Origin of the sequence: Microbacterium sp. PAMC21962, assembly GCF_019443465.1 — a bacterium.
Classification (GTDB): domain Bacteria; phylum Actinomycetota; class Actinomycetes; order Actinomycetales; family Microbacteriaceae; genus Microbacterium; species Microbacterium hominis.
Window position 1 is genome coordinate 267,697 of the sequence record NZ_CP080381.1, and the last position, 24,962, is coordinate 292,658.

A 24,962-nucleotide genomic window follows, 5' to 3' on the forward strand; every position below is an offset into this window, starting at 1 on the left:
GGCTACTGCGCGGCCTCGAACAGCGAAAGCACCTCGACCTGCGGGTCGGTCAGGGTGAGGGTGACCACCGGTCGTCCGTGCGCGACGAGCACGTCGGCGTCGCCGGCCGCCTGAGCGGCGATCAACTGACCGAACGTGAAGGGGCGGCCCGGTATTTCCAGATCCACCTCTCCGGCGCCGATGATCTGCAGGAACACGCCGTTCGCCGGCCCGCCCTTGTGATACTGACCCGTGGAGTGCAGGAACCGGGGACCCCAGCCGAAGGTCGTCGGACGCCCGCTGTCGGCGGCGATGAGCTCGCGGATTCCGGCGAGCTGCGGAACCGCGGTGCGGTCCGCGTACGCCTGGATCGCGACATAGCCGTCGGCGCCGAGCCGCGCCCACAGCGCGTCGAGGACGCCGGCGAGCGTGCCGGAGGCGGCGAGGGCGGGGTCGGACACGCGCACCTCGACGCCGTCGACGGTGAACGCGGGTGCGCCGATCTCGGGCCGCGTCTCGAGCAGACCGCGCGCGGCCGCCTTCGCCGACTCGACATCGGGCTGATCGAACGGATCGATGCCCAGCATGCGGCCCGCGATCGCGGTCGCGTACTCCCAGACGACGAACTGCGCGCCGAGCGAACCGCTGACGAGCACCTCGTCGGGGTGCTGCTCGATGAGGCGGAAGTGCACCGCGTCGTCGACGAGGCGCACGATCTGCAGATCGGCGGGCGTGCGGTCGACCTCGGGCGACACCGGCAGCAGGACGACCGGCAGGATGCCGGTTCCGTTCTTGCCGGTGGACTCGGCGACGAGCTGCTCGATCCAGTCGGGCAGACCCACGATGTGCGTGCCGTCGCTGACGAGCCCCATCTTGTCGCGGCGCGGATCGCCGCCGGCGATCGCCGCGGCGAGGGTGAGCGCCGGGTTGCGCGGGTCGTCGATGGCGACCTCGAGCAGGGTGGCCTCGGCCTCGTCGAGCAGTTCGGCGATGTCGGCGCCGGCCAGTGCCGACGGTACGAGGCCGAACGCGGTGAGGGCGGAGTACCGCCCGCCCACGTTCGGGTCGGCCGTGAACACGCGGTAGCCCGATGTGCGCGCGGACTGCTCGAGCGGGGAACCCGGGTCCGTGACGACGACGATCCGCTCGGCGGGGTCGATCCCGAGATCGGACCAGGCGGCCTCGAACGCGCGTCGCGCCGAGTCCGTCTCGATCGTGGAACCCGACTTGGAGGCCACGACCAGCACGGTCCGCTCCAGGCCGCCGCTCTCGGCATCGCCGTCGATCGCGGCGAGCACCTGGGCGGGATCGGTCGAATCGAGGATCACGAGGGGCACACCGGCCGTCCGCGTGATGACCTCGGGGGCCAGCGAGGATCCGCCCATCCCGGCGAGGACGATGCGCGTGAGCCCGCGGGCGACGAAGTCCTCCCGCAGGGCGGCGATCTCGGGCAGCAGCGGTCGCGAGACGCTCACGGCCTCGACCCAGCCGAGACGCACGGCGGCTTCGGCTGCGGCATCCGGACCCCAGAGATCGGGGTCCCCCGCGGTGATCCCGCTCGCGACCAGGCTGTCGACCAGACCCGGCAGCGTCTGCGCGACGACGTCCTTGACGTGTCCCGAGACGTGGATCTCGAAACTCACCGGCTGGTCTCCGGGGCCTCGGCCAGCGCCTCGGCGACCGTCTTCTTCAGGTCCTGCCACGAGGCGATGAACTTCGCGACGCCCTCGTCCTCGAGCGTCTGGGTGACATCGGTGATGTCGACGCCGAGGTCGGCCAGCTGCGCGAAGACGAGATGCGCGTCCTCGTAGGCGCCCGTGACGGTGTCGCCCGTGACGACGCCGTGGTCGAAGGTCGCCTCGAGGGTCTTCTCCGGCATCGTGTTGACGGTGCCCGGGGCCACGAGCTCCGTGACGTAGAGCGTGTCGGGCAGCGCCGGGTCCTTGACGCCCGTCGAGGCCCACAGCGGGCGCTGGACGGTGGCGCCGGCGGAGACCAGCTCCTGCGCTCGCGAAGCCGAGAACTTCTTCTCGAACAGCTCGTAGGCGAGGCGGGCGTTGGCCAGGCCGGCGCGGCTCTTGAGCGCCTCGGCGTCTTCGCTCTCGAACGCCGACAGACGCTTGTCGACCTCGGTATCCACGCGGGACACGAAGAAGGAGGCGACCGAGTGGATGCCGGACAGGTCGTGACCGTTCGCCGCGGCCTGCTCCAGGCCGGCCAGGTAGGCGTCGATGACCTCTTCGTACCGTTCGAGCGAGAAGATCAGCGTCACGTTGACGGAGATGCCCTCGGCGATCACCGCGGTGATGGCGGGCAGGCCCGCCTTCGTCGCGGGGATCTTGATGAGCGCGTTGGGCCGATCGACCTTGGCCCAGAGCTTCTTGGCCTCGGCGATCGTGCCGTCGGTGTCGTGCGCGAGATCGGGGGAGACCTCGATCGACACGCGCCCGTCGACGCCGCCCGTGGCGTCGTAGACACCGCGGAAGATGTCGGCCGCGTCGCGGACGTCGGTCGTGGTCAGCTCGAAGATCGCGGTGTCCACGTCGGCGCCCGAGGAGGCGAGCGCGGCCAGCGGGGCGTCGTACGAGTCGTCGTCCTGGTTGCCGATGGCCGCCTGGAAGATCGAGGGGTTCGTCGTCACGCCGGAGACGTTGCGCGTGTCGATCAGCTGGGCGAGGTTGCCCGAGTCGATGCGCGCGCGGGAGAGGTCGTCGAGCCAGATGCTGACGCCGGCGTCGACGAGCTGCTGGGTCGGGGTCGGGGTGCTCATGCGTTCTCCTTGACGGTTGCGCGGGCCGCTTCCACGACCGCGTCGGCGGTGATGCCGAACTTCTCGAACAGGGTCTTGTAGTCGGCGGAGGCGCCGAAGTGGTCGATGCCGACCGTGCGGCCGGTGTCGCCGACGATGCTGCGCCACAGCGGCGTGGAACCGGCCTCGACGGAGACGCGCGCCTTCACGGCGCTCGGCAGCACGGACTCGCGGTAGGCGGCATCCTGCTCGGCGAACCACTCCAGCGACGGAGCCGAGACGACGCGGGCGCGGATGCCGTCGGCGGCGAGCGTCTCGCGCGCCGCGACGGCCAGCTGCACCTCGGAACCGGTCGCGATGAGGATCACGTCGGGCTCGCCGCCCTCGGCGTCGATCAGCACGTAGGCGCCCTTGGCGACGCCGTCGGTCGTGGCGAAGCCCGCCTCGCCGCGCGGGAACACCGGGATGTTCTGTCGCGTCAGGGCGATGCCCACCGGACCGCCGCTGGTGCGGCGCAGGATCTCGTGCCAGGCCGCGGACGTCTCATTGGCGTCGGCGGGGCGCACCACCGTGAAGTTCGGGATGAGGCGCAGCGTCGACAGCTGCTCGATCGGCTGGTGCGTCGGGCCGTCCTCGCCGAGGGCGACGGAGTCGTGGGTCCAGACGAAGATCGACGGGATGTCCATCAGCGCGGCCAGGCGCACCGGGGGGCGCATGTAGTCGCTGAAGATCAGGAACGTGCCGCCGAAGGGACGCGTGGGTCCGTGCAGCTTGATGCCGTTGACGATCGCGCCCATCGCGTGCTCGCGGATGCCGAAGTGCAGCACGCGGCCGTAGGGGTCACCCGACCACTCGTGCGTGGACCACTCGGCGGGGATGAACGACTTCGCGTCCTTGATGGTCGTGAGGTTCGACTCCGCGAGGTCGGCGGAACCGCCCCACAGCTCGGGCAGCTGCGCCGCGAGGGCGTTGATGACCTGACCCGACGCCGCGCGGGTGGACACCTCCTTGCCCGACTCGAAGCTCGGCACCGAGAGGTCGGCGGGCAGCTCGCCCGCCTCGAGGCGGTCCAGCAGCGCCTTGCGCTCGGGGTTGGCGGCGGCCCAGGCGTCGAAGTCGGCCTGCCAGGCGGCGCGCGCCTCGGCGGCGCGGTCGCGCAGGGCGCGGGTGTGCGCGATGACGTCGTCGGCGACGACGAAGGACTTCTCGGGGTCGAAGCCCAGCACCTTCTTCGTCGCGGCGAGCTCGTCGGCGCCGAGGGCGGAGCCGTGGATCTTGCCCGTGTTCTGCTTGCCGGGCGACGGCCAGCCGATGATGGTCTTCAGGATGACGAGCGACGGCTTGTCGGTCTCGCCCTTGGCCGCCTCGATGGCGGCGTACAGCTCGGCGACGTCCTCGACGTACTCACCGGTCTTCTTCCAGTCGACGGTCTGCACGTGCCAGCCGTAGGCCTCGTAGCGCGCCGCGACGTCCTCGGTGAAGGCGACGTTGGTGTCGTCCTCGATCGAGATCTGGTTGGAGTCGTAGATCGCGATCAGGTTGCCGAGGTTCTGGTGGCCGGCGAGGCTCGAGGCCTCGCTGGTCACGCCCTCCTGCAGGTCGCCGTCGCCGGCGATCACGTACACGAAGTGGTCGAAGGGGCTCGTGCCCGCTGCGGCCTCGGGGTCGAACAGGCCGCGCTCGTAGCGGGCCGCGTAGGCGAAGCCGACGGCGGAGGACAGGCCCTGGCCGAGCGGGCCGGTCGTGATCTCCACGCCCTTCGTGTGTCCGTACTCGGGGTGGCCCGGGGTCAGCGATCCCCACGTGCGCAGCGCCTCGAGGTCGGAGAGCTCGAGGCCGAAGCCGCCGAGGTAGAGCTGCACGTACTGCGTGAGCGAGGAGTGACCGGCGGAGAGGATGAAGCGGTCCCTGCCCAGCCAGTGGGTGTCGGAGGGATCGTGGCGCAGGACGCGCTGATAGAGCAGGTACGCGGCCGGCGCAAGGCTCATCGCCGTGCCGGGGTGGCCGTTGCCCACCTTCTCGACCGCATCCGCGGCCAGCACGCGAGCGGTGTCCACCGCGCGCCGATCGATCTCATCCCAAGCCAGTTCCGACACGTGGTGCCCTTTCGAAAAGAGGGGGAGTGCGTCCGACACTCGAACCGGCCTCGGCGACGTCGGTCGCACCCTGCCGGCGCTCGGCGACGCCTGTGATTTCAGCTTAGCGAAGAGGCATGGGCCCGAAGCCCCGTATGTCATCCGTGACAATCCCGACCTGACCTCATTGTTCAACATAGTGAATCATGTCCAGTGGAGTGGATGCAAGGGCGGGGAGAGCGTGACCTAGACTGGGTTCTACCGAGAAAGGGGATCCGGGGCATGGTGCAGTCGAGCGTGTCCGCCGTGAGCGACCCCATCGCGCGGCAGGCCGTCGGTCGGAAGATCCGCGCCTACGTCACGCTCACGAAGCCTCGCGTGCTCGAGCTGCTGCTCGTGACGACCGTGCCGGTCATGATCCTCGCCCAGGGCGGGATGCCGGACCTCTGGCTCGTCCTCGCCACCGTCGTCGGCGGCGCGATGAGCGCGGGGTCGGCGGCGACCTTCAACATGTACCTGGATCGCGACATCGACGCCCACATGCGACGCACCGAGAACCGGCCGCTCGTCACCGGTGAGGTGTCTCCGCGCGGAGCGCTGATCTTCGCCTGGACGCTGGCCGTCGCCTCCACGGTGTGGCTGCTGGTCACGACGAACGCGCTCGCGGCCGCGCTCAGCGCCGTCGCCATCTTCTTCTACGTGGTGATCTACACGATCCTGCTCAAGCGGCGCACCGAGCAGAACATCGTCTGGGGCGGGATCGCGGGCTGCTTCCCGGTGCTCATCGGATGGTCGGCCGTCACGGGCTCGCTGACCTGGACGCCCTTCATCCTCTTCCTGCTGGTGTTCCTGTGGACGCCTCCGCACTACTGGCCGCTCTCGATGAAGTACAAGGGCGACTACCAGGAGGCGGACGTGCCGATGCTGGGCGCGACCCGCGACGGCCTCCAGGTGGGCCTGCAGGTCATCCTCTATGCCTGGGCGACGGTGGCCTCCTCGCTGCTGCTCATCCCCGTCGCGGGGATGGGACTCGTCTACACGGCGTCCGCGCTCGTGTTCGGCGGCTGGTTCATCGTCGAGTCCCACGTGCTGTACAACCGCGCCGTCCGGGGCGAGCAGATCCGTCCGATGCGCGTCTTCCACGCGTCGATCACGTACCTCACGCTGCTGTTCGTCGCGATCGCGATCGATCCGCTGCTGCCGTTCTGATCCCCGACGGCGCGGGCGGCGCCGGCACGTGTGCGTGCACACGCGAGAAGGCGCCGGCCCCCGTGGGGTACCGGCGCCTTCTCGATGACGCGGTGCGGGCGGATCAGACCGCGGGGCGGTCGGTACCGGCGTCGACGGTCTCGACGGGCGCGGAGGCGACCGTCTCCGTCGCGGGGACGGACTCGACGACCTCGACGACCTCGATCTCCTCGGCGGCGACGACGGGCTCGATCTCGGTGCGACGCACGAGAGCGCCCAGCGTGCCGAGCGTGAGGGCCAGCGCGAGTCCGATGAGTCCGGCGCCGATGAGGATCGCGCCGAGCACGGCCCAGATCTGACCGGCGTAGACCTCGACGCCGGTGGCGGTGCCGTCGGTGAGGGTGTTCGCCATGATCGTGAGCTTGTCGACGAGCAGGTACACGCCGCCGCCGATGGCGACGACCGAACCGCCCACGAGCACCCAGAACGGGATGCTGCGGTTCACACGGGCGGTGTTGGGCATGGGAAAGCTCCTTCTGTCACGTCACCGCACGCGCGGCGACAGATCGACTATCTGCGAACCACCAGGGGAGGAGTGATGCGCGGGCTATGAGGTCGCTGTGGACCGCACGCCGTCAGCCAGCATGGCACGGGGAGCCTTCAGGTGCAGCACCACGGCCGTCATCGCCGCCACGAGGCAGACGGCGAGCACCATGTGGATGTTGACCAGCACGATCGGCAGACCCGTGCGGGCCTGCCAGAGCCCGATCGCGATCTGCACGAGCTCCACGCCCAGCAGCAGCCCCGTCCACAGCGGCAGGCGCAGGGCGCCCGGCATCCGGAAGGACCAGGCGAAGAGCACGATCGTCAGGGCGAACAGGGTGTAGGCGGGCCAGCTGTGCACGTGCTGCCAGAAGATCGGGTCCAGACCGTTGCGGGCGGCCGCGTCGTCGCCCGCGTGCGGTCCCGAGCCGGTCAAGAGGATGCCGATCACGACCGTGATCAGCACGACCGCGCTGGTGACGTGGGTGAGGATCGCGTAGCCCCGGGCGACTGCGCGCTCCCGCGGCCCGGGTGTCGCGTACACGCGGACCACGTACGCGGCCGCGATCGCCACCAGGGCCGCCGACAGCAGGTAGTGCAGGCCCACGATGCTCGGGTGCAGGTGCAGCCACACGGTGATGCCGCCGATGACGGCCTGCAGGATGATGCCGATGCCGATGGCGAGCGTGAGACGTGGCAGCTCGGGACGGGTGCGCCACAGGCGCACGACGGAGAGGAAGGCGAGGAGGGCCACGATCACCAGCACGCCGGTGAGGGTGCGGTTGCCGAACTCGATGAGGCCGTGGATGCCGAGCTCCTGGGTCGGCACCAGCGACTCGGGGGTGCAGTACGGCCACGTCTCGCATCCCATCCCCGAGCCGGTGAGCCGCACGAGGCCACCGGTGCCGACGATGACGACGTTGCTGACGAGGACGAGCCAGGCCAGGACACGGGTGCTGCGTCCGACACGCGCGGGAAGGCGCGAGGCCAGCGAGCGGCCGGAGCCCGAACCGCTCGCGGTCGTCGGGGCGTCAGGAGCGGAGGTCTGCGGTGCGGACATGGTGGGGTCGCCTCCCGGATGCGTGCCCGAACGGGCGCCGGCCACGCCCGTGTCGGGGTGTTGCCTGTAGACTGAAGGGGTGGGAACAGCGGCGCGCGAAGCGCGTCACGCCCCCTACAGTCTAGGCGCGCGAGGTGCGGGCCCCGACGCAGACCACGTCGGAGAAAACGACACGAAAACGGCCCTGAAAGCGGCATCCGACCTTCGCCCACGACACTCCGATCGTGAGACAGGCGCAGGCGCAGGAATGCCGGAGCGGATGACACCGCCGGGCACGAAGGAGGCAAACCCATGTCGGATGTGCTCATCGACCGCCCCGAACTCGAGGGGCTCGGCGTCTACGAGTTCGGCTGGCACGACACCGACGCCGCGGGCGCCGTCGCGCAGCGCGGCATCAACGAGGACGTGGTCCGGGGGATCTCGGCCCTCAAGGACGAGCCGGAGTGGATGCTGAAGACCCGTCTGAAGGGGTATCAGCTCTTCGGCCGCAAACCGATGCCCACCTGGGGTGCCGACCTGTCGGACATCGACTTCGACAACATCAAGTACTTCGTGCGCTCCACCGAGAAGCAGGCGCAGTCCTGGGAAGACCTCCCCGCGGAGATCCGTGAGACGTACGAGAAGCTCGGCATCCCCGAGGCGGAGCGCCAGCGACTGGTCGCCGGCGTCGCCGCGCAGTACGAGTCCGAGGTCGTGTACCACCAGATCCGTGAGGACCTCGAGGCCCAGGGCGTCATCTTCATGGACACCGACACGGCCCTGCGCGAGCACCCGGAGTTCTTCCAGGAGTACTTCGGCACCGTGATCCCCGCCGGCGACAACAAGTTCGCCGCCCTCAACACGGCCGTGTGGTCGGGGGGATCGTTCGTGTACGTGCCGAAGGGCGTGCACGTGGAGATCCCGCTGCAGGCGTACTTCCGCATCAACACCGAGAACATGGGCCAGTTCGAGCGGACGCTCATCATCGCCGACGAGGACAGCTACGTCCACTACATCGAAGGCTGCACCGCGCCGATCTACAAGAGCGACTCGCTGCACTCGGCGGTCGTCGAGATCATCGTGAAGAAGAACGCGCGGGTGCGCTACACCACGATCCAGAACTGGTCGAACAACGTCTACAACCTCGTCACCAAGCGGGCCATCGCCCACGAGGGCGCGACGATGGAGTGGATCGACGGCAACATCGGCTCCAAGGTGACGATGAAGTATCCGTCGATCTACCTCATGGGCGAGCACGCCAAGGGCGAGACCCTGTCGGTCGCCTTCGCGGGCCCCGGTCAGCACCAGGACGCCGGCGCCAAGATGATCCACATGGCGCCGTACACGCAGTCCTCGATCGTCTCGAAGTCGATCGCGCGCGGCGGCGGCCGCGCCGGCTACCGCGGCGAGGTGCGGGTGTCGCCGGAGGCGCACCACTCCGCCAACACCGTGCGCTGCGACGCGCTCCTGGTCGACACGATCTCCCGCTCCGACACGTACCCCGCCATCGACATCCGCGTGGACGACGTCCAGCTCGGTCACGAGGCGACCGTGTCGAAGGTGAGCGAGGAGCAGCTGTTCTACCTGATGAGCCGCGGCATGCCCGAGGACGAGGCGATGGCGATGATCGTGCGCGGGTTCATCGAGCCGATCGCGCGTGAGCTGCCCATGGAGTACGCCCTCGAGCTGAACAAGCTCATCGAGATGGGCATGGAAGGATCCGTCGGCTGATGACGACAGTGACGCAGACCCCCGCCGATGCGAGCACCCGGGCGGAGGGTCACATCGACCCTGCGGCCTCGCTGGTCTCCAAGGTGGTGCCGGTGCAGACCCGGTCGGAGCGACCGACCTCGTTCGACCCCGCCGACTTCGGCATGCCGACGGGACGCGAGGTGAACTGGAAGCACACGCCGGTGGCCCTCCTGGGCGACCTGCTGCGCGACGAGCCCGCCCCGCACGACGTCATCGGCGTCGAGGTGAGCGCGCCCGACGCCGTCCACCAGTCGCGTCTCGCGATCGGTGAGGCTCCGCGCGGCGAGGTGTTCCGTCCCGAGGATCGCGTGAGCGCGATCGCCTGGACGCAGGAGGCCGACGCGCCCCTCATCCGCATCCCCGCGGGCGTCGAGCTCGACGAGCCGGTGCTCGTGCGACTCACCGGCCGCGGCGGCGTCGCCCACGCGCACGTCGTCATCGAAGCGCAGGCCCAGTCGCGCGCCACCGTCGTGCTGCGTCACGAGGGCAGCGCCCAGCAGGCCCAGAACGTCGAGATCATCGTCCGCGACGGCGCCGCGCTGACCGTCGTGTCCGTGCAGCGCTGGGACGACGATGCGATCCATCTCGCGTCGCACCAGGCGCGCGTCGACCGCGACGCCACGCTCACGCACGTCGTGGTGAGCCTCGGCGGACGCGTGGTCCGCGTGAACCCCTCGGTCGAGCTCGCGGGTACGGGCGCCGAGGGCAAGCTGTACGGCCTCGCGTTCTCCGACGCGGGCCAGCACCTCGAGAGCCAGGTCTACCTGCACCACAAGGGCGCGCAGACCGTCGGCGACGTGCTGTACAAGGGTGCGCTGCAGGGCGAGTCCGCGCGCAGCGTCTGGATCGGCGACGTGCTCATCGGGCCGGATGCCGTGGGCACCGACTCCTACGAGGCGAACCGCAACCTCGTGCTCACCGACGGGGCGCGCGCCGACTCGATCCCGAACCTCGAGATCGAGACGGGCGACATCCGCGGCGCCGGTCACGCGAGCGCCACCGGGCGGTTCGACGACGAGCAGCTGTTCTACCTGCAGGCCCGCGGCATCGCCGAGGAGGAGGCGCGGCGTCTGGTCGTGCTCGGCTTCCTCGCCGAGATCGTCCAGAAGATCGACGTCGCCGACCTGCAGGACGAGCTGATCGCCGCCATCGAGGACGAGCTCGCCCTCGCGTCGGACGCCGAGGGAGCGGCCGAGTGACCGCGCAGAAAGTGCTGAACCTGAGCGACCTCGAGCAGGACACGGCCGTGCGCGTCGAGATCGACGGTGTGCCGATGGCGGTCGTCCTCGACTCCAACGGCGAGGTGCACGCCATCGGCGACACCTGCACGCACGGCGACATCTCGCTGTCGGACGGCTTCGTCGAGGGCGACACGCTCGAGTGCTGGGCCCACGGCTCGGCGTTTTCCCTGCGCACCGGCCGGCCCCTGAACCTCCCGGCCTACGAGCCGGTGCCCGTCTATGCGGTCACGATCGACGGGGACGACGTCCTCATCGATCCCACCGTCCTCAAAGAAGTGAACTGAAGAAGGTAATTGACATGGCTGTTCTCGAGATCCGCGACCTCCACGTGACGGTCGAGACCGACGCGGGCCAGACCCCGATCCTCAACGGCGTCGACCTCACCGTCCGCACCGGCGAGACCCACGCGATCATGGGCCCCAACGGCTCGGGCAAGTCGACGCTGGCGTACACGATCGCCGGGCACCCGAAGTACACCGTCACGCAGGGCACGATCACCCTCGACGGCGAAGACGTCCTCGCGATGTCGGTCGACGAGCGCGCGCGTGCCGGCCTCTTCCTGGCGATGCAGTACCCGGTCGAGATCCCGGGCGTCACCGTCACGAACTTCCTGCGCACCGCCAAGACCGCGATCGACGGCGAGGCCCCGGCGATCCGCACGTGGACCAAGGACGTCAAGGCGGCCATGAAGAACCTCCGCATGGACCCGAAGTTCGCGGCGCGCAACGTCAACGAGGGCTTCTCGGGCGGCGAGAAGAAGCGTCACGAGATCCTCCAGCTCGAGCTGCTCAAGCCCGCCATCGCGGTGCTCGACGAGACCGACTCGGGCCTCGACGTCGACGCGCTCAAGATCGTCTCGGAGGGCGTGAACCGCGCCAAGGAGGCGACCGACCTGGGCGTTCTGCTGATCACGCACTACACCCGCATCCTCCGCTACATCACGCCGGACTACGTGCACGTGCTCGTCAAGGGCCGCGTCGCGGAGGAGGGCGGCCCCGAGCTCGCCGAGCGTCTCGAGGACGAGGGCTACGACCGCTACCTCGAGCCCTCCGACGTCGTCGAGGCCTAGGATCGAAGGCATGACCGCGACGCTCAACCCCGAGAAGTACGACGAGGTCACCGAGGCCCTCAAGGACGTGATGGATCCCGAGCTCGGGATCAACGTCGTCGACCTCGGACTCATCTACGACCTCAGCTGGGACGAGGAGAACGACGCGCTCGTCATCCACATGACGCTGACCTCGGCCGGCTGTCCGCTCACCGACGTGCTCGAGGAGCAGACCGCGCAGGCCCTGGACGAGGTCGTCGAACGGTTCCGCATCAACTGGGTGTGGATGCCGCCGTGGGGCCCCGAGCGGATCACGGACGACGGCCGCGACATGATGCGGGCCCTCGGCTTCGCGATCTGAGCGTCATGTCGTGACGTCGGGCACCGGCCGCGGCGCCGCGCCTCGATAGGCTCGACGGGTGAGCACCCTTCCCCTCGAGGCCCTGCCGTTGGAGACGTTGCGACGCCGGTCCAGCACGAAATGGCGCACCTTCGGCGCCGATGTGCTGCCGCTCTTCGTCGCGGAGACGGACTTCCCGCTCGCCGCCCCGATCACGCGGGCCCTAGCGACGGCCGTGGAACTCGGCGACACCGGGTACACGCCGCCCGACCTCGGTCTGCGGGATGCGTTCGCGGCGTTCGCGCGGCGGCGGTTCGGCTGGGACGTGGACCCCGCCCGCGTGCGCTCCACCGGCGACGTCATGATGGGCGTGGTCGAGATCATCCGCGCCGTCACGTCTCCGGGCGATGCGGTGGTGATCACGCCGCCGGTCTACCCGCCGTTCGCGATGTGCGTCGAAGAGGCGGGATGCCGCGTCGAGGCGGTGCCGCTGACCGACACGGGGGCCGGGTGGGAGCTCAACCTCGACGGGATCGAGGCGGCCCTCGCCGCCGGTGCCCGCGCCGTGCTGCTGTGCAACCCGCACAATCCGACGGGGACCGTTCACCGCGCCGCCGACCTCGCAGCGCTCGCGGAGGTCGTCGCCCGTCACGATGCCGTGGTGATCAGCGACGAGATCCACGCGCCGCTGACCTACGACGAGGTGCCCTACACGCCGTTCCTCGCCGCGTCGGAGACGGCGGCGGCGGTCGGCTACACGGTCACGAGCTCGTCCAAGGCGTTCAACCTCGCGGGCCTCAAGTGCGCGCTGATGATCACGGCGGACGCGCGGACCGCGGCCGTGGTCGCCGGCCTGCCCGCCGAGGTCGAGTGGCGCACGGGCCTGTTCGGCGCGATCGCGAGCATCGCCGCGTTCGACGCGGCATCCGACGGCTGGCTGGACGGCCTGCGCACGCGGCTGGACCTCAACCGCCGCCTTCTCGCCGACCTGCTGGCCCAGCAGCTGCCGGCCGCGCGCTACCGGGTGCCGGAGGCGGGATACCTCGCGTGGGTCGATCTCGGCGCCTACGGGTGGGGCGAGGATCCCGCGGCGCGCATCTTGGCGGAGGCGCGAGTCGCGCTCCATCACGGCCCGCAGTTCGGGCGCCAGGGGGACGGGTGGGTGCGCATCAACTTCGGCTGCGCGCCCGAGGTGCTCACCGCCGCCGTCGAGCGGATCGGTGCCCTGACGACGCGCTGACCCGGGCCGGTGTGACAACGCCGGAAGGTAAGGCTACCCTTAGAGGGTGTCTGCCGCCCCGACCGCCGTCCGCCCTGCGTACCGCCCGTATTCCGTCCGCGTGCAGGCCGTCCGCAGACTCGCCCCGCACTACGTGCGCGTGACGTTCACGAGTCCGCAGCTCGAATGGTTCGGCACCGCCGGACTCGACCAGCGCATCAAGATCGTGCTGCCGCTCCCCGGCATCCCGGGTGGTTTCGCCGACCTGGGCCAGGACGAGGAGGCGGGGGACTGGTACGACCGGTGGCGCGCGCTGCCCGCCGATCAGCGCAATCCGTTCCGTACCTACACCGTGCGCCGGGTGGATGCCGCGGCGCGCGAGCTGGACGTCGACTTCGTCATCCACCACGATGCCGGCCCGGCCGGGGCCTGGGCGGACGGTGCTCGCATCGGCGACGAGCTGATCATCGTCGGTCCGGACGAGCGCAGTCCCCAGTCACGGGTCGGCATCGACTGGCACCCCGGATCGGCGCGCCGTCTCCTTCTCGCCGGCGACGAGACCGCGGCGCCGGCCATCTGCGGCATCCTGGAGTCGCTCGACCCGCGCTGCGAGGTCGACGCGTTCATCGAGGTGCCCACGGCGGAGGACGCCCTGCGCCCCGCGCTGCCGGCGACCTCCGCGACGCGGCTGAGCTGGATCGCCCGCGGCGACCGCGCCCACGGTCTCGCGCTCATCGATGCGATCACGACCTGGACCGCCGCGCACGGCGACGTGCTGGCGCGCGCCGCCTCGCCGCGGCCGCAGGTGCTCGACGACATCGATGTGGATCGCGATCTGCTGTGGGACAGCCCGGAAGACGGCGACGGCGAGTTCTACTCCTGGATCGCGGGCGAGGCGGGCACGGTCAAGACGCTGCGCCGGCTGCTCGTCTCCGGCTGCGGTGTCGACCGCAAGCGGGTCGCCTTCATGGGCTACTGGCGCCTCGGCCAGGCCGAGCGCGTCGAATGACCGCGCCGCGACGACCGCGACGCACCCTCGTCGTCGCGGTGATCGGCGCCGCCCTGCTGGCCGTGCTCGTGATCCTCTCGTTGACGGTGGGCGCCCGTCCGATCGCGCCTGCCGCGGTGTGGCAGGCCCTCGTCGGGGGAGGCACCGCCGACGCCGATCAGGTCGTGGTCCTCACGCAGCGGATCCCGCGCACGATCATCGGCGTCTGCGCCGGCGCCGCGCTGGCGCTCGCGGGCACCGTGATGCAGGGGCTCACCCGCAACCCCTTCGCCGACCCCGGTCTGCTCGGCATCAACGCCGGGGCCTCGGTCGCGGTCCTCGGTGCGATCACGCTGTTCGGGCTGTCGCGTCCGGACGGGTTCGTCTGGTTCGCGTTCGTCGGGGCCGCTCTGGCCGCCCTGGTGGTCACCGCGATCGGCGGCCGCGGGCCGGATGCGTCGAGCCCGGCGAGGCTCGCGCTGACCGGCGCCGCCGTCACGGCCGGACTCACCGCCGTGACCTTCCTCATCCTCAACACGAACGTCTACGCGCTCGACGTCTACCGCTACTGGTCGGTGGGTGGTCTGACCGCCCGCGGGCTCGACGCCGTGCTCCTGGTCCTCCCGGCGATCCTGGTCGGGGCCGTCCTCGCCCTCGCTGCGGCGCGCGGCCTCGACCTCATCGCTCTCGGCCCGGAAGCGGCGGCGGGCCTCGGACACGACGTCACCCGCAGCCGTGCCCTCGGCATCCTGGCGACCGTGCTGCTGTGCGGGGGAGCGACCGCCATCGCCGGTCCGATCGTGTTCCTCGGGCTGCTCGTCCCGCATGCGCTGCGCCCGCTCGTCGGCGGCAGCTACGGCCGCCTGCTCGCCCTCGCGATCCCGTACGGCGCGGCCATCCTGCTCCTGGCCGACATCGTCGGACGCGTCGTCGCGCTGCCGGGCGAGGTGCAAGCCGGCATCGTGGTGGCCGTCATCGGCGCTCCGCTGCTCATCGCACTCGTCCTCCAGCCCCGCCGGAGCGCCCTGTGAGCGCGTCGCTCGCCGTGCGCCGCACCGTCGCCCGACGGCGGATGCGGGTCGTCGGTGTCCTCGCGCTCGTCGCGGTCGTCGTCATCGCCGTCGCCCTGTCGGTGGGCGACTACCCGCTGGCCCCCGACCGGCTGTGGCAGACGCTGACCGGCTCCGGAACGCGCATCGAGCAGTACGTCGTGTTCCAGGTGCGCGCGCCGCGCGCCGCCATGGCGGTCGTCGCCGGCGCGGCGCTCGGGGTCGCGGGGGCCCTCCTGCAGACCTACCTCGGCAATCCGCTCGCCAGCCCTGACCTGCTCGGCATCTCCGGCGGCAGCGGCGTGGCCGCGGTCACCGCGATCCTCGTCTTCGGCACCACCGGTCCCGTGCTGGTCGCGTTCGCGTTCGCGGGCGGGATCGCGGTCGCCGCGCTCCTCCTCGTCGCGGGACGCACCCTGCGCGACGGAGGATTCCGCCTGATCCTGGCCGGTATCGGCATCTCGTTCCTCTCGGCCGCCCTCATCAACCTGATGATGGTGCGCGCGAAGGTCGAGGAAGCGCGGCTCGCCCTGCTGTGGCTGACCGGCAGCCTGGCCTCCACACCCTGGTGGCAGGTGGCGACGGTGGGCGGGATCCTGATCCTGCTCGTCCCCGCGCTCGTGGTCGCGGGCCGGTGGCTTCCGATCACGCAGCTCGGACACGAGACCGCGAACGGCCTCGGCGTCGCCAGCGGGGCCGTCCGCATCGTCGTGGTGGCTGCAGCGGTGCTGCTGACGGCCGCGACCTCCGCCTTCGTCGGCCCGATCTCCTTCATCGCGCTGTGCGCCCCGGCGATCGCGCGCGCCCTGTTGCGTCAGGGCGCGGTCGGCGTGGTCACCAGCGGTGTGGTCGGCGCCGTGCTGCTGCTGGCGGCCGACCTCGTCGCGCAGTTCGCGATCCCCGGCATGTCGCTCCCCGTCGGCATCGTGACCGGTGCGGTCGGCGCCCTCTTCCTCCTCTGGCTCCTCGCCACCTCGAAAGGACGGCAGCTGTGATCCCGGCATCCGCCTCTCCCCGCCTCGCCGCTCGCGGCCTCGCCGCCGGATACCCCGGTCGGCGCGTGATCGACGGCCTCGACCTCGAGATCGCTCCCGGTCGGATCACGATGATCATCGGGGCGAACGCGTCGGGCAAGTCGACCCTCCTCGGAACCCTGGCCCGTCTCCACACGCCGCTCGCCGGTCGGGTCGAGGTGGACGACGTCGACGTGCGCTCCGTGCCTCGTCGCCGGTTCGCGCAGACGGTCGGACTCCTTCCGCAGCATCCGACCGCTCCGGACGGTGTGACGGTGTCGGAGCTCGTCGGTCGCGGACGCCACCCGCATCGCGGACTGCTCGCGCGGTGGAGCGCCGAGGACTCCGCCCGCGTCGACGAGGCGATGGCGTGGACGGGGGTGACCGACCTCGCGGCGCGACCCGTCGGAGACCTCTCCGGCGGTCAGCGCCAGCGTGTGTGGATCGCGATGGCGCTCGCGCAGGACCCCCGCATCCTCCTCCTGGACGAGCCGACCACGTTCCTCGACCTCAGCCACCAGCTCGACGTGCTCGACCTGCTCCGGGAGCTCAACCGCAGCCGCGGCACGACCGTCGTGGCCGTCCTGCACGATCTCAACCTCGCCGCACGCTACGCCGACGAGCTCGTCGTGATGCACGACGGCGCGGTGGTCGCGCACGGCACCCCCGCGGACGTGCTGACCGCGGAGGTCGTGCAGACCGCGTTCGGCCTGCGCGCGCTCGTGATGCCCGACCCGCTCACCGCCACCCCGCTCATCATCCCCGTCCCCGCGGCCTCCGGCGCACCCGTCGCCGCGGATGCCGCACCGTCAGAACGTCCCTGAGAGAGGAACCCCCATGAGAAGACTCCGCACGGCCCTCGGCCTTGCCACGATCGTCACCGCGACAGCGCTCCTGCTGTCGGGCTGCGCCGCCGGAACGGCGAGCGCTCCGACAGACTCCGCCGCCGCGAGCGACGGATTCCCCGTCACCATCGACTCCGCGCTGGGATCCACGACGATCGAGAAGAAGCCGGAACGCATCGCGACGTGGGGATGGGGTGCCACCGACGCGGTGCTCGCCCTCGGCATCCAGCCGGTCGCGATCCCGGCGGACACCTACTCCGGCGGCGACGACAAGATGCCGCCGTGGATCGCCGAGGCCGTCGACAAGCTCGGCGGCACCAAGCCCGAGATCCTCGACGCGAGCGCGAACGAGATCCCGGTCGAGGCGCTCCTGAAGACGAACCCCGACGTCCTGCTCGCCCCGTACTCCGGGCTCACGCAGAAGGAGTACGACGCCGTGACGGCCGCCGGCATCCCCGTCGTCGCCTATCCGGACGCGCCGTGGACCACCCCGTGGCGCGATGTCGTCACGATCACGGGCAAGGCCCTCGGGATGAGCACCGAGGCGAGCGCGCTGCTGGCGAGCCTCGATGCCCAGGTCGCGGATGCCGCGGCGGCCCACCCCGAGTTCGCGGGCACGACCATCGCCTACGTGGACGACGACGTCGACACGTTCTACCTCTATCTGCCCTCCGATCCGCGGGTGGAGATCCTCGAGGACCTCGGCTTCGTCTCGCCGCCCAGCGTGTCGGCTCTCGACACGGGCAAGGGCACGTTCTACACGACCGTGAGCCAGGAGAACCTCGACAAGATCGACTCCCAGGTGCTGTTCACCCAGGCCGAGGACCAGGCCACTCTCGACGAGTTCCTCGGCTCGTCGCGGGCGTCGCTCATTCCGGCGGTGCAGAAGGGCGCCGTCGCGGCGATGGTGGGCGCGGAGAACGTGGCGGCCGTGTCGCCGACCGCGCTGACCCTGCCCTGGGCGCTGCCGACGCTGACCGAGAAGCTCGCCGCGGCCGTCGCCGCGGCCAAGGGCTGAGCTCGTCGCCGGAAAGAGAGGAAGGCCCCGACCGGCATGGTCGGGGCCTTCCTCGTTCGCGCGGGTGTCAGCGTCGCGCGTTGCGCTCGATCGCTCGCACGCCGGCCCAGGCGGCGGGGATCAGCAGGGCCGCGAGCGCGGCTTTGACGATGCCGCCGACGATGAACGGCGTGACGCCGGCCGCAAGGATCTCCTGCACGCCGAGGTCCATCCCGAGCACCGTGTTCAGGATGAACGCCATGTACGGCACGCCGAACAGGAAGGGGACGATGCTGGCGGCGACGAAGCCGACGAAAGCGAGCACGGGCTTGCGGTCCCACGCGCGCTCGGCGAACCAGCCCGCGACGTAGGCGGCGAACACGAAGCCGATGATGAAGCCGAAGCTCGGCTTGGCGACGGCGGCGATCGTCCCCGTGAAGCCGGCGAAGACGGGGAGGCCGGCCAGTCCCGCCACCAGGTAGGTCGCGAGGGCGGCGGCGCCGCGGCGTGCGCCCAGTGCGGCGCCGACGACGACCACGGCGAGGGTCTGACCGGTGATCGGCACGGGCCAGAGCGGAACCTCGACCTGCGCCAGGATCGCGACGAAGGCCGCGCCGGCGAGCACGAGGGCGGCGTCGAGGGCGACGGCGCGCGCGCGATCGGTCGGGCGTGCGATGAGGTCGGCGAGGACGGGGCGGCGGCCGGCGGCGGCGAGGGACATGCGGTCTCCTTCGAGAGGCGGACGGGTCACGGCTCAGCCTAGGGCGTCACCATCACCGGCACCTGGCCGACATCGATGGAAGAGGCGCGGTTTCGTTGTCGCTGAGGGACAACAGCAGGCGAGCCGAGTCAGCCACCACCGCCGGCGGGAGGAATCTCCACCAACCGGAACCATCGTCCGGCCGGAGCGAGCCGGGCCCACACGGGGAGGAAGTGCGGGTCGGTGACGTGTCCGTCGAACGTGACGAGATCGATGCCGCGACCCGCGAGGACGTCCAGCGAGCGTCGGACGCTCGCTTCGACCAGCCTCTCGCCGTCCGACGCGGCCCGGGACGTCGTCTCCGCGGTGAGGATCGGGGGAGTGGAGTCGCGATACACGAGCGAGAGGGCGACGATGTCGCCGTCGACGCGACCGGTGACCACTCGGCGTGGGTCCACGCGTAGGTCGCCGTTCCGTAGCCGCGGCGTCTCGACGCCGGATCGACGACGATCGTCACCCAATACCGGTCGCCGTGCACGCGCGACGTCCACATGATGCCGGCGCCTACGGGCCGTCCGTCGATCTCCAGCACTGCCGAGCGCGTGTGTGCGTCGCGCCAGCGATCGGCGCGGAAAGGGATCATGCCGAGGAAGGGCAGCGACAGGTCGTCATCGGCGAACGGGCGCACACGCATGCGATCGAGTCTGGCACCGTACCGGCTCGTCGGAGACGGGATGGAGACACCGCCGGGCGGACCGTACCCGTCGCGACGGTAGACTGGGAGGCTGGCCCGCCTCCGGGTCGCTCTCCCTCACTGAAGAATGGACGTCTGCTGTGCTGGCCGTGCACGATCTCGAGATCCGCGTGGGCGCTCGAACGCTCATGTCGGAGGTGTCGTTCCGCGTGTCGGACGGCGACAAGATCGGTCTGGTCGGTCGCAACGGCGCCGGCAAGACGACGCTGACGAAGGTGCTCGCGGGCGACCTCCTCCCGGCCGACGGCAGCGTCGAACGCTCCGGCGAGCTCGGCTATCTGCCTCAGGACCCGCGCTCCGGCGACCCCGAGATGCTCGCGCGAACCCGCATCCTGGACGCCCGCGGTCTCGGGACGCTCGCCCTGCAGATGCAGGAGTCGTCCCTGCAGATGGGGGATGCCGATGAGAAGGTAGCCGCCAAGGCGATGCGTCGCTACGGCAACCTCATGGAGCGCTTCGAGGCTCTGGGCGGCTACGCGGCCGAGTCCGAGGCGGCATCCATCGCCCACAACCTGTCGCTTCCCGACCGCATCCTCGACCAGCCGCTCAAGACGCTGTCCGGCGGTCAGCGCCGCCGCATCGAGCTCGCCCGCATCCTGTTCTCCGACGCGCAGACGATGATCCTCGACGAGCCCACCAACCACCTCGACGCCGACAGTGTCGTATGGCTGCGCGAGTTCCTCAAGAACTACAAGGGCGGCCTGATCGTCATCAGCCACGACGTCGAGCTCGTGGGGGAGACGGTCAACCGCGTCTTCTACCTCGACGCCATGCGCCAGGTCATCGACGTCTACAACATGAACTGGAAGAACTACCTGCGCCAGCGGGTGGCCGACGAGGAGCGCCGCAAGAAGGAGCGCGCCAACATCGAGAAGAAGGCCACGGCGCTGCAGCTGCAGGCCGCGCGCTTCGGTGCGAAGGCGTCGAAGGCCGCCGCGGCGCACCAGATGGTCGCCCGTGCGGAGAAGATGCTGTCCGGCCTCGAGGAGGCCCGCCAGGAGGACCGCGTCGCGAAGCTGCGCTTCCCGAAGCCGGCGCCCTGCGGCAAGACGCCGCTCATGGCGAAGAACCTGTCGAAGTCGTACGGCTCGCTGGAGATCTTCACCGATGTCGACCTCGCGATCGACCGCGGATCCAAGGTGGTGGTGCTGGGGCTGAACGGTGCCGGCAAGACCACCCTGCTGCGCATCCTCGCCGGCGTGGACAAGGCGGACACGGGTGTCATCGAACCGGGCCACGGCTTGAAGATCGGGTACTACGCGCAGGAGCACGAGAACCTCGACGTCGACCGCTCCGTGCTGGACAACATGATGTCCGCCGCGCCCGACATCAACGCGACCGAGGCCCGCAAGGTGCTGGGATCGTTCCTGTTCACGGGAGACGACGTGCTCAAGCCCGCCGGAGTCCTGTCCGGTGGAGAGAAGACGCGGCTGTCGCTGGCGACGCTCGTGGTCTCCTCCGCGAACATGCTGCTGCTCGACGAGCCGACGAACAACCTCGATCCTGCCTCACGCGAGGAGATCCTCGGTGCGCTGGCGCATTACGAGGGCGCCGTGGTGCTGGTCTCGCACGACGAGGGTGCGGTGCAGGCGCTCAACCCCGAGCGCGTCCTCATCCTCCCCGACGGTGTCGAAGACATCTGGGGCCGCGACTACGTCGACCTGATCACCCTCGCCTGACTCCCGCCGCGCGCGGGACGCGTCAGCGGGAGGTGAGCTCGTCGAGGAGGGCGTCCTCTTCCTGCATGTCGCGGTCGCGCGGACGCTGCTCCCGGCGCCGCCGACGGCGTGCCGCAGCGGAATCCGCGGGCGCGGGGGCGCGAGGCGCGTCCGGCCCGTCGGGGCCACCGCTCCCACCGGCCGCACCGCTCCCACCGGCGCCGTTCGCCTCGTCGGCCGCGGCATCCTCGGCGTCCTCACGACGGTGGCGGATCTCGGTGCGGATCATGTACCAGATGAACACGAAGCCCATCACGGCGAAGAGGATCCACTGGATCGCGTACGACAGGTAGGGTCCGGGATCGTCGGAGGGCGATTCGAGCGCGTTGGGCACGTCGGCGACGGACGGCTCTTCGGACACGAGGAGGCCGTACGCGCTCGTGATCAGTCCCGCCTGCCCCGTCGTCTCGGCCACCAGCGGCAGGTTGATCGTCGGCACCTGGCCGTCCGGGGCCGACCGTCCCGAGTTCGGCAGCGCTTCGCCCGGCTTGAGGCGCACGACCACCTCCACCTGACCGGACGGCGGTGCGGGGATGGCGTCGGGCTCCGGCTGCGCGGATCCCGGGGCCAGCCAGCCGCGATCGACGAGGAAGACGTCGCCGTCGACGGTGCGGAAGGGTACGAGCACCTCGAACGCGCTCGTACCGCCGTGCGCCCGGTTGCGGGCCAGCAGCGTCTGGTCGGTGAGGTATTCGCCGGTGAGCGACACCGGATGCCACTGGTCGTCCGGATCGAACGCGCCGTCGGGGCCGATGAGTTCGCGCAACGGCACCGGGGCGGCGTCGTAGTTCGCGGCGACGAGCGCGAGCTGGCGGCCGCGGTCGGCGTTGCGCGTGAACTGCCAGTTCGACAGGAAGGCGCACACGATCGCGAACACCATCGCGATCGCGACGTAGCCTGCCCAGCGCAGCGCGGTGGACTGTCGGGCGGTGCGCGGGCTCATGCGGTGGTCTCCGTCTCCCAGGCGATCACGTCAACGGGGAAGTCGCGGGCGGCGAGGTAGTCGCGCAGGTAGGTGACGTGCTCGTCGCACGCGGCCCACGTCTTGCGCCGGTCGGCGGTGTGGATGCGGGGATTGCGCCACACCACCTGCCAGCGGGCGTCGGAGCGGCAGCCCGCGCGCGAGCAGATCGCGGCGCTCACGTCGGATCCGTCGATGTCGTCGGAGGTGCGGGCGACTCGGTGATGCGGATGACGGTCGGCGCGGCCGGAGATGTCGGCTGCGCCGAGGCGGGCGGCGGGGCAGGCGACTCGATCGCGCGCTCGGGCGGGATCGCCCGCTCGGCGGGACCGGCGGCCACGTTCGCGATCACGACGGCGAAGTAGGGCAGGAACATCGCGCCCGCGCCGAAGAGCCAGGTGTACCACCCGTAGGGGGTGACGGCGACCATCAGCACGAAGCACGCGACACGGATCACCATCATCGTGAAGTACTTCGTCATCCGCGCGCTCGCGTCGTCGCGCGGAGCGCGCGGCAACGAGGTGGCGGACTGGGGACGAGAGCTTTTCACGGTCCCCTCAGCCTACGCCGATCGGCGGCGCGCGGCCCTCGTCAGTACGAGCTGTAGCGCGTGCCCGCGGTCGCCCCGAGGATCACGAAGAAGAGGAAGAAGGCGATGCCGATGACGGCGATCGCCACCCCGATCCACCCCACGATCACGCCGGCCAGGGCCATGCCGCGACCGCCCTCGCCCGTCTTCTTGATCTGGTTGAGGGAGATGTGCCCCATGATGGCGCCGCCGAGGGAGCCGATGAAGGGCAGGATCCAGACGAAGCCGAGGATCGCGGCGATCATCGAGATGATCGCGAGCACGTTGGTCTTCGGTGCGGGGGCGCCGTAGTAGGGCGCGGCGGCGCCGTAGACGGGCGGGGCGCCGGGAGCCGGTTGCATCGGAGCGCCGGTGGTCGCGCCGTAGGCGGGCGGTGCGGCCGGGTAGGTCGGGGGCTGGTAGGCGGGCGGCTGATAGCTCGGCGCCGGAGCCGCCGCGGGCGGAGGCGTGTACGGGGCCGCCGGCTGCGCGGAGGCGGGAGCGGGCGTGGGCGGCGTCACCGGCGGGGTGGCCGCGGCATCCGGGGACTGAGGGTTCGTCGCATCGGTCATGATCTCTCCTGTCTCGCGATGTCAGCCTATCGGGAGCCGTCGCCGCGGGGGAGGAGCGGGCGTGCGCCGACTAGGCTGAGGCGGTCACATCCCCAGCGAACGGAGCCCCCATGTCGCACGACCGCGTCGTCCTCGTCACCGGTGGAAACCGCGGCATCGGCCGCGCGATCGCCGCCCGCTTCGTCGCCGAGGGCTACCGCACGGCGGTCACGGCGCGCTCCGGGGAAGGCCCCGAGGGCACGCTGACGGTGCGCGCCGACGTCACCGACGCCGCCTCCCTCGACGCCGCCTTCGCGGAGGTCGAGCGGGAGCTGGGCCCGGTGGAGATCGTCGTCGCGAACGCGGGCATCACCAAGGACACCCTCCTGCTGCGCATGACCGAGGACGACTTCGACTCGGTCGTCGCGACCAACCTGGGCGGCACCTTCCGCGTCGTCAAGCGCGCCTCCAAGGGGATGCTGCGGGCCAAGTGGGGACGCGTCATCCTCATCTCCAGCGTCGTGGGGCTCTACGGCTCGCCCGGACAGATCAACTACTCGTCGTCGAAGGCGGCGCTGGTCGGCTTCGCGCGCTCGCTGACGCGCGAGCTCGGCGGCCGCGGCATCACGGCCAACGTGGTCGCCCCGGGCTTCATCGAGACCGACATGACCGCCGAACTGCCCGAGGACACGCAGGCCGAATACAAGCGGAACATCCCCGCGGGCCGGTTCGCGACGCCGGAGGAGGTCGCCGGTGTGGTGACGTGGCTCGCCTCGGAGGATGCCGGCTACATCTCCGGTGCGGTGATCCCCGTCGACGGCGGCCTGGGCATGGGCCACTGACCGGGAGCGCGTTTCGACTCGCGGGGGCGCCGTCCGCTCGAGGGTCGGTGGAGCCTCAGCGCGAGATGGCGGCGACGATCGCCTCGCCGAGGTGCTGCGGCTGGGAGAACTGGGGCCAGTGACCACTGCCCAGGCGCACGATCTCGGTGTCGTCGATGGCCGAGAACTCGTCGGCGTACCGGCCCCACTGCGCCAGGAAACCGCGGAACTCCTCGTCGCCGAGTGAACCGGACAGCACGGTGACGGGAACGCGGTAGCGACGCTCGTCGTGCAGCGCGATGGCGTCGGTGGGAACCCGCGCCGGCACGTCGTGGGTGAGGGGAGCGGTCCGCGCCCGCGTCTGCTCATCGAGATCGGCGACGTCGTCGGCGTCGAAGAAGTCCCAGCCGGGGAACGGCACGACGCCGTCGACGAGGTCGAACTCGGAGATCATGCCCCCGTCGTAGGGCACCGCGGTGTCGACCAGCACGACGCGCGCCACCCGGTCGGGACGTGCGTCGGCCGCGCCCCACGCGACGTTGCCGCCGCCGCTGTGGCCGACCACGACGACGGGCCCCTCGGCCGCGTCGATCGCCTCGACGGTCGCGGCCACCCAGTCGGCGATGCCGATGTCGGCGCTCTCGGCGGCGGGGGCTCCGAGTCCCGGCATGGTCAGAGGTCGTGGGGTCAGCCCCGCGGCGCGCAGCGGCGGCAGCACGTCGTCCCACGACGACGCGTCGAGCCAGAGACCGGGAATCATGATGACGTCCATGCGGTCACGCTACGCCCGGTCCCCGACATCCGAGCGGGCGTGGCCGACGCCG

Annotated in this window: 26 protein-coding genes and 1 pseudogene; 14 read left to right on the top strand and 13 right to left on the bottom strand. The window is 70.8% G+C overall.

What is annotated here, in order from left to right:
* Positions 1-2 precede the first annotated feature (2 nt).
* Genes KY498_RS01250 through tkt form a run of 3 tightly spaced genes read right to left on the bottom strand, consistent with a single transcriptional unit; the run spans position 3 to position 4,824 of the window.
* A complete protein-coding gene (locus KY498_RS01250; RefSeq protein ID WP_191008672.1) occupies positions 3-1,622 on the bottom strand; it encodes a glucose-6-phosphate isomerase in 1,620 nt (539 codons plus the stop codon).
* The gene (gene tal, locus KY498_RS01255; RefSeq protein ID WP_101306454.1) at positions 1,619-2,749 is read right to left on the bottom strand and encodes a transaldolase; all 1,131 of its coding nucleotides are present in this window, start codon (positions 2,747-2,749) and stop codon (positions 1,619-1,621) included. Before tal ends, KY498_RS01250 begins: the two co-directional genes overlap by 4 nt.
* On the bottom strand, positions 2,746-4,824 hold the full coding sequence (gene tkt / locus KY498_RS01260; protein WP_191008671.1) for a transketolase: 2,079 nt from the start codon (positions 4,822-4,824) through the stop codon (positions 2,746-2,748). Before tkt ends, tal begins: the two co-directional genes overlap by 4 nt.
* 261 nt (positions 4,825-5,085) lie before the next feature.
* Here tkt and KY498_RS01265 point away from each other — a divergent pair, with 261 nt between their 5' ends.
* A complete protein-coding gene (locus KY498_RS01265) occupies positions 5,086-6,012 on the top strand; it encodes a heme o synthase (protein ID WP_060958696.1) in 927 nt (308 codons plus the stop codon).
* Positions 6,013-6,115: 103 nt separating this feature from the next.
* Here KY498_RS01265 and KY498_RS01270 read toward each other — a convergent pair whose 3' ends face one another.
* Together KY498_RS01270 and KY498_RS01275 are read right to left on the bottom strand one after the other, a co-directional pair.
* Entirely contained in the window at positions 6,116-6,514 is a 399-nt protein-coding gene (locus tag KY498_RS01270; RefSeq protein ID WP_060958695.1) for a hypothetical protein, read from the bottom strand.
* A gap of 84 nt (positions 6,515-6,598) precedes the next feature.
* Positions 6,599-7,594 (bottom strand): heme A synthase, encoded by a 996-nt coding sequence (locus tag KY498_RS01275; RefSeq protein ID WP_060958857.1) that lies wholly within the window; start codon positions 7,592-7,594, stop codon positions 6,599-6,601.
* Between the two features lie 291 nt (positions 7,595-7,885).
* Between KY498_RS01275 and sufB the strand changes: the two genes are divergently transcribed.
* The 11 genes from sufB to KY498_RS01330 are packed head-to-tail and all read left to right on the top strand — an operon-like array spanning position 7,886 to position 18,086.
* Positions 7,886-9,304 (top strand): Fe-S cluster assembly protein SufB, encoded by a 1,419-nt coding sequence (sufB, locus tag KY498_RS01280; RefSeq protein ID WP_060958694.1) that lies wholly within the window; start codon positions 7,886-7,888, stop codon positions 9,302-9,304.
* The gene (gene sufD / locus KY498_RS01285; RefSeq protein WP_191008670.1) at positions 9,304-10,524 is read left to right on the top strand and encodes a Fe-S cluster assembly protein SufD; all 1,221 of its coding nucleotides are present in this window, start codon (positions 9,304-9,306) and stop codon (positions 10,522-10,524) included. Before sufB ends, sufD begins: the two co-directional genes overlap by 1 nt.
* A complete protein-coding gene (locus tag KY498_RS01290; protein ID WP_060958692.1) occupies positions 10,521-10,850 on the top strand; it encodes a non-heme iron oxygenase ferredoxin subunit in 330 nt (109 codons plus the stop codon). The genes sufD and KY498_RS01290 overlap by 4 nt, the downstream gene beginning before the upstream one ends.
* Before the next feature lie 14 nt (positions 10,851-10,864).
* Positions 10,865-11,635 carry a Fe-S cluster assembly ATPase SufC gene (gene sufC, locus KY498_RS01295; RefSeq protein WP_101306450.1) on the top strand — a complete coding sequence of 257 codons (771 nt, stop codon included), beginning with the start codon at positions 10,865-10,867 and terminating at the stop codon, positions 11,633-11,635.
* A gap of 10 nt (positions 11,636-11,645) precedes the next feature.
* Positions 11,646-11,975 (top strand): metal-sulfur cluster assembly factor, encoded by a 330-nt coding sequence (locus tag KY498_RS01300; protein WP_060958690.1) that lies wholly within the window; start codon positions 11,646-11,648, stop codon positions 11,973-11,975.
* A 58-nt stretch (positions 11,976-12,033) separates the two neighbouring features.
* Complete coding sequence (locus KY498_RS01305) at positions 12,034-13,194, top strand: MalY/PatB family protein (RefSeq protein ID WP_191008669.1); 1,161 nt, start codon at positions 12,034-12,036, stop codon at positions 13,192-13,194.
* 46 nt (positions 13,195-13,240) lie between these two features.
* Complete coding sequence (locus tag KY498_RS01310; protein WP_101306448.1) at positions 13,241-14,182, top strand: siderophore-interacting protein; 942 nt, start codon at positions 13,241-13,243, stop codon at positions 14,180-14,182.
* On the top strand, positions 14,179-15,192 hold the full coding sequence (locus KY498_RS01315; RefSeq protein ID WP_191008668.1) for an iron ABC transporter permease: 1,014 nt from the start codon (positions 14,179-14,181) through the stop codon (positions 15,190-15,192). The genes KY498_RS01310 and KY498_RS01315 overlap by 4 nt, the downstream gene beginning before the upstream one ends.
* Positions 15,189-16,205, top strand: coding sequence for an iron chelate uptake ABC transporter family permease subunit (locus tag KY498_RS01320; protein WP_191008667.1), 1,017 nt, complete (start codon positions 15,189-15,191; stop codon positions 16,203-16,205). The genes KY498_RS01315 and KY498_RS01320 overlap by 4 nt, the downstream gene beginning before the upstream one ends.
* Positions 16,202-17,047, top strand: a complete 846-nt coding sequence (locus KY498_RS01325) for an ABC transporter ATP-binding protein (protein ID WP_101306446.1) — start codon at positions 16,202-16,204, stop codon at positions 17,045-17,047. Before KY498_RS01320 ends, KY498_RS01325 begins: the two co-directional genes overlap by 4 nt.
* A 13-nt stretch (positions 17,048-17,060) precedes the next feature.
* The gene (locus KY498_RS01330) at positions 17,061-18,086 is read left to right on the top strand and encodes an ABC transporter substrate-binding protein (RefSeq protein WP_191008666.1); all 1,026 of its coding nucleotides are present in this window, start codon (positions 17,061-17,063) and stop codon (positions 18,084-18,086) included.
* Between the two features lie 67 nt (positions 18,087-18,153).
* Here the strand turns inward: KY498_RS01330 and KY498_RS01335 are convergent, their stop codons facing one another.
* From KY498_RS01335 to KY498_RS16455, 3 genes and pseudogenes are all read right to left on the bottom strand, one after another.
* Positions 18,154-18,786 (bottom strand): biotin transporter BioY, encoded by a 633-nt coding sequence (locus KY498_RS01335; RefSeq protein ID WP_191009702.1) that lies wholly within the window; start codon positions 18,784-18,786, stop codon positions 18,154-18,156.
* A gap of 128 nt (positions 18,787-18,914) precedes the next feature.
* Positions 18,915-19,208 carry a hypothetical protein gene (locus KY498_RS16450; protein WP_223849037.1) on the bottom strand — a complete coding sequence of 98 codons (294 nt, stop codon included), beginning with the start codon at positions 19,206-19,208 and terminating at the stop codon, positions 18,915-18,917.
* An 83-nt stretch (positions 19,209-19,291) separates the two neighbouring features.
* Positions 19,292-19,459 (bottom strand): annotated as a pseudogene (locus KY498_RS16455) (GNAT family N-acetyltransferase); the annotation flags it as partial.
* Positions 19,460-19,599: 140 nt separating this feature from the next.
* Here KY498_RS16455 and KY498_RS01345 point away from each other — a divergent pair.
* Positions 19,600-21,198: an ABC-F family ATP-binding cassette domain-containing protein gene (locus KY498_RS01345; RefSeq protein ID WP_060958682.1), complete on the top strand. Its 1,599-nt coding sequence runs from the start codon at positions 19,600-19,602 to the stop codon at positions 21,196-21,198.
* A gap of 22 nt (positions 21,199-21,220) precedes the next feature.
* Here the strand turns inward: KY498_RS01345 and KY498_RS01350 are convergent, their stop codons facing one another.
* From KY498_RS01350 to KY498_RS01365, 4 genes are read right to left on the bottom strand one after another with little or no spacing between them, the layout of a single operon-like run.
* Positions 21,221-22,180 (bottom strand): SURF1 family protein, encoded by a 960-nt coding sequence (locus tag KY498_RS01350; RefSeq protein ID WP_191008665.1) that lies wholly within the window; start codon positions 22,178-22,180, stop codon positions 21,221-21,223.
* On the bottom strand, positions 22,177-22,380 hold the full coding sequence (locus tag KY498_RS01355; protein ID WP_060958680.1) for a hypothetical protein: 204 nt from the start codon (positions 22,378-22,380) through the stop codon (positions 22,177-22,179). The genes KY498_RS01350 and KY498_RS01355 overlap by 4 nt, the downstream gene beginning before the upstream one ends.
* Positions 22,377-22,748 (bottom strand): DUF3099 domain-containing protein, encoded by a 372-nt coding sequence (locus KY498_RS01360; RefSeq protein WP_101306441.1) that lies wholly within the window; start codon positions 22,746-22,748, stop codon positions 22,377-22,379. The genes KY498_RS01355 and KY498_RS01360 overlap by 4 nt, the downstream gene beginning before the upstream one ends.
* 41 nt (positions 22,749-22,789) lie before the next feature.
* The gene (locus KY498_RS01365; RefSeq protein ID WP_061781724.1) at positions 22,790-23,338 is read right to left on the bottom strand and encodes a DUF4190 domain-containing protein; all 549 of its coding nucleotides are present in this window, start codon (positions 23,336-23,338) and stop codon (positions 22,790-22,792) included.
* Between the two features lie 110 nt (positions 23,339-23,448).
* On the opposite strand from KY498_RS01365, the gene KY498_RS01370 reads away from it, so the two are divergent.
* Complete coding sequence (locus KY498_RS01370) at positions 23,449-24,159, top strand: beta-ketoacyl-ACP reductase (RefSeq protein ID WP_191008664.1); 711 nt, start codon at positions 23,449-23,451, stop codon at positions 24,157-24,159.
* Positions 24,160-24,214: 55 nt separating this feature from the next.
* Here the strand turns inward: KY498_RS01370 and KY498_RS01375 are convergent, their stop codons facing one another.
* Positions 24,215-24,910 (bottom strand): alpha/beta fold hydrolase, encoded by a 696-nt coding sequence (locus KY498_RS01375; RefSeq protein ID WP_061781725.1) that lies wholly within the window; start codon positions 24,908-24,910, stop codon positions 24,215-24,217.
* Between the last annotated feature and the right edge of the window lie 52 nt (positions 24,911-24,962).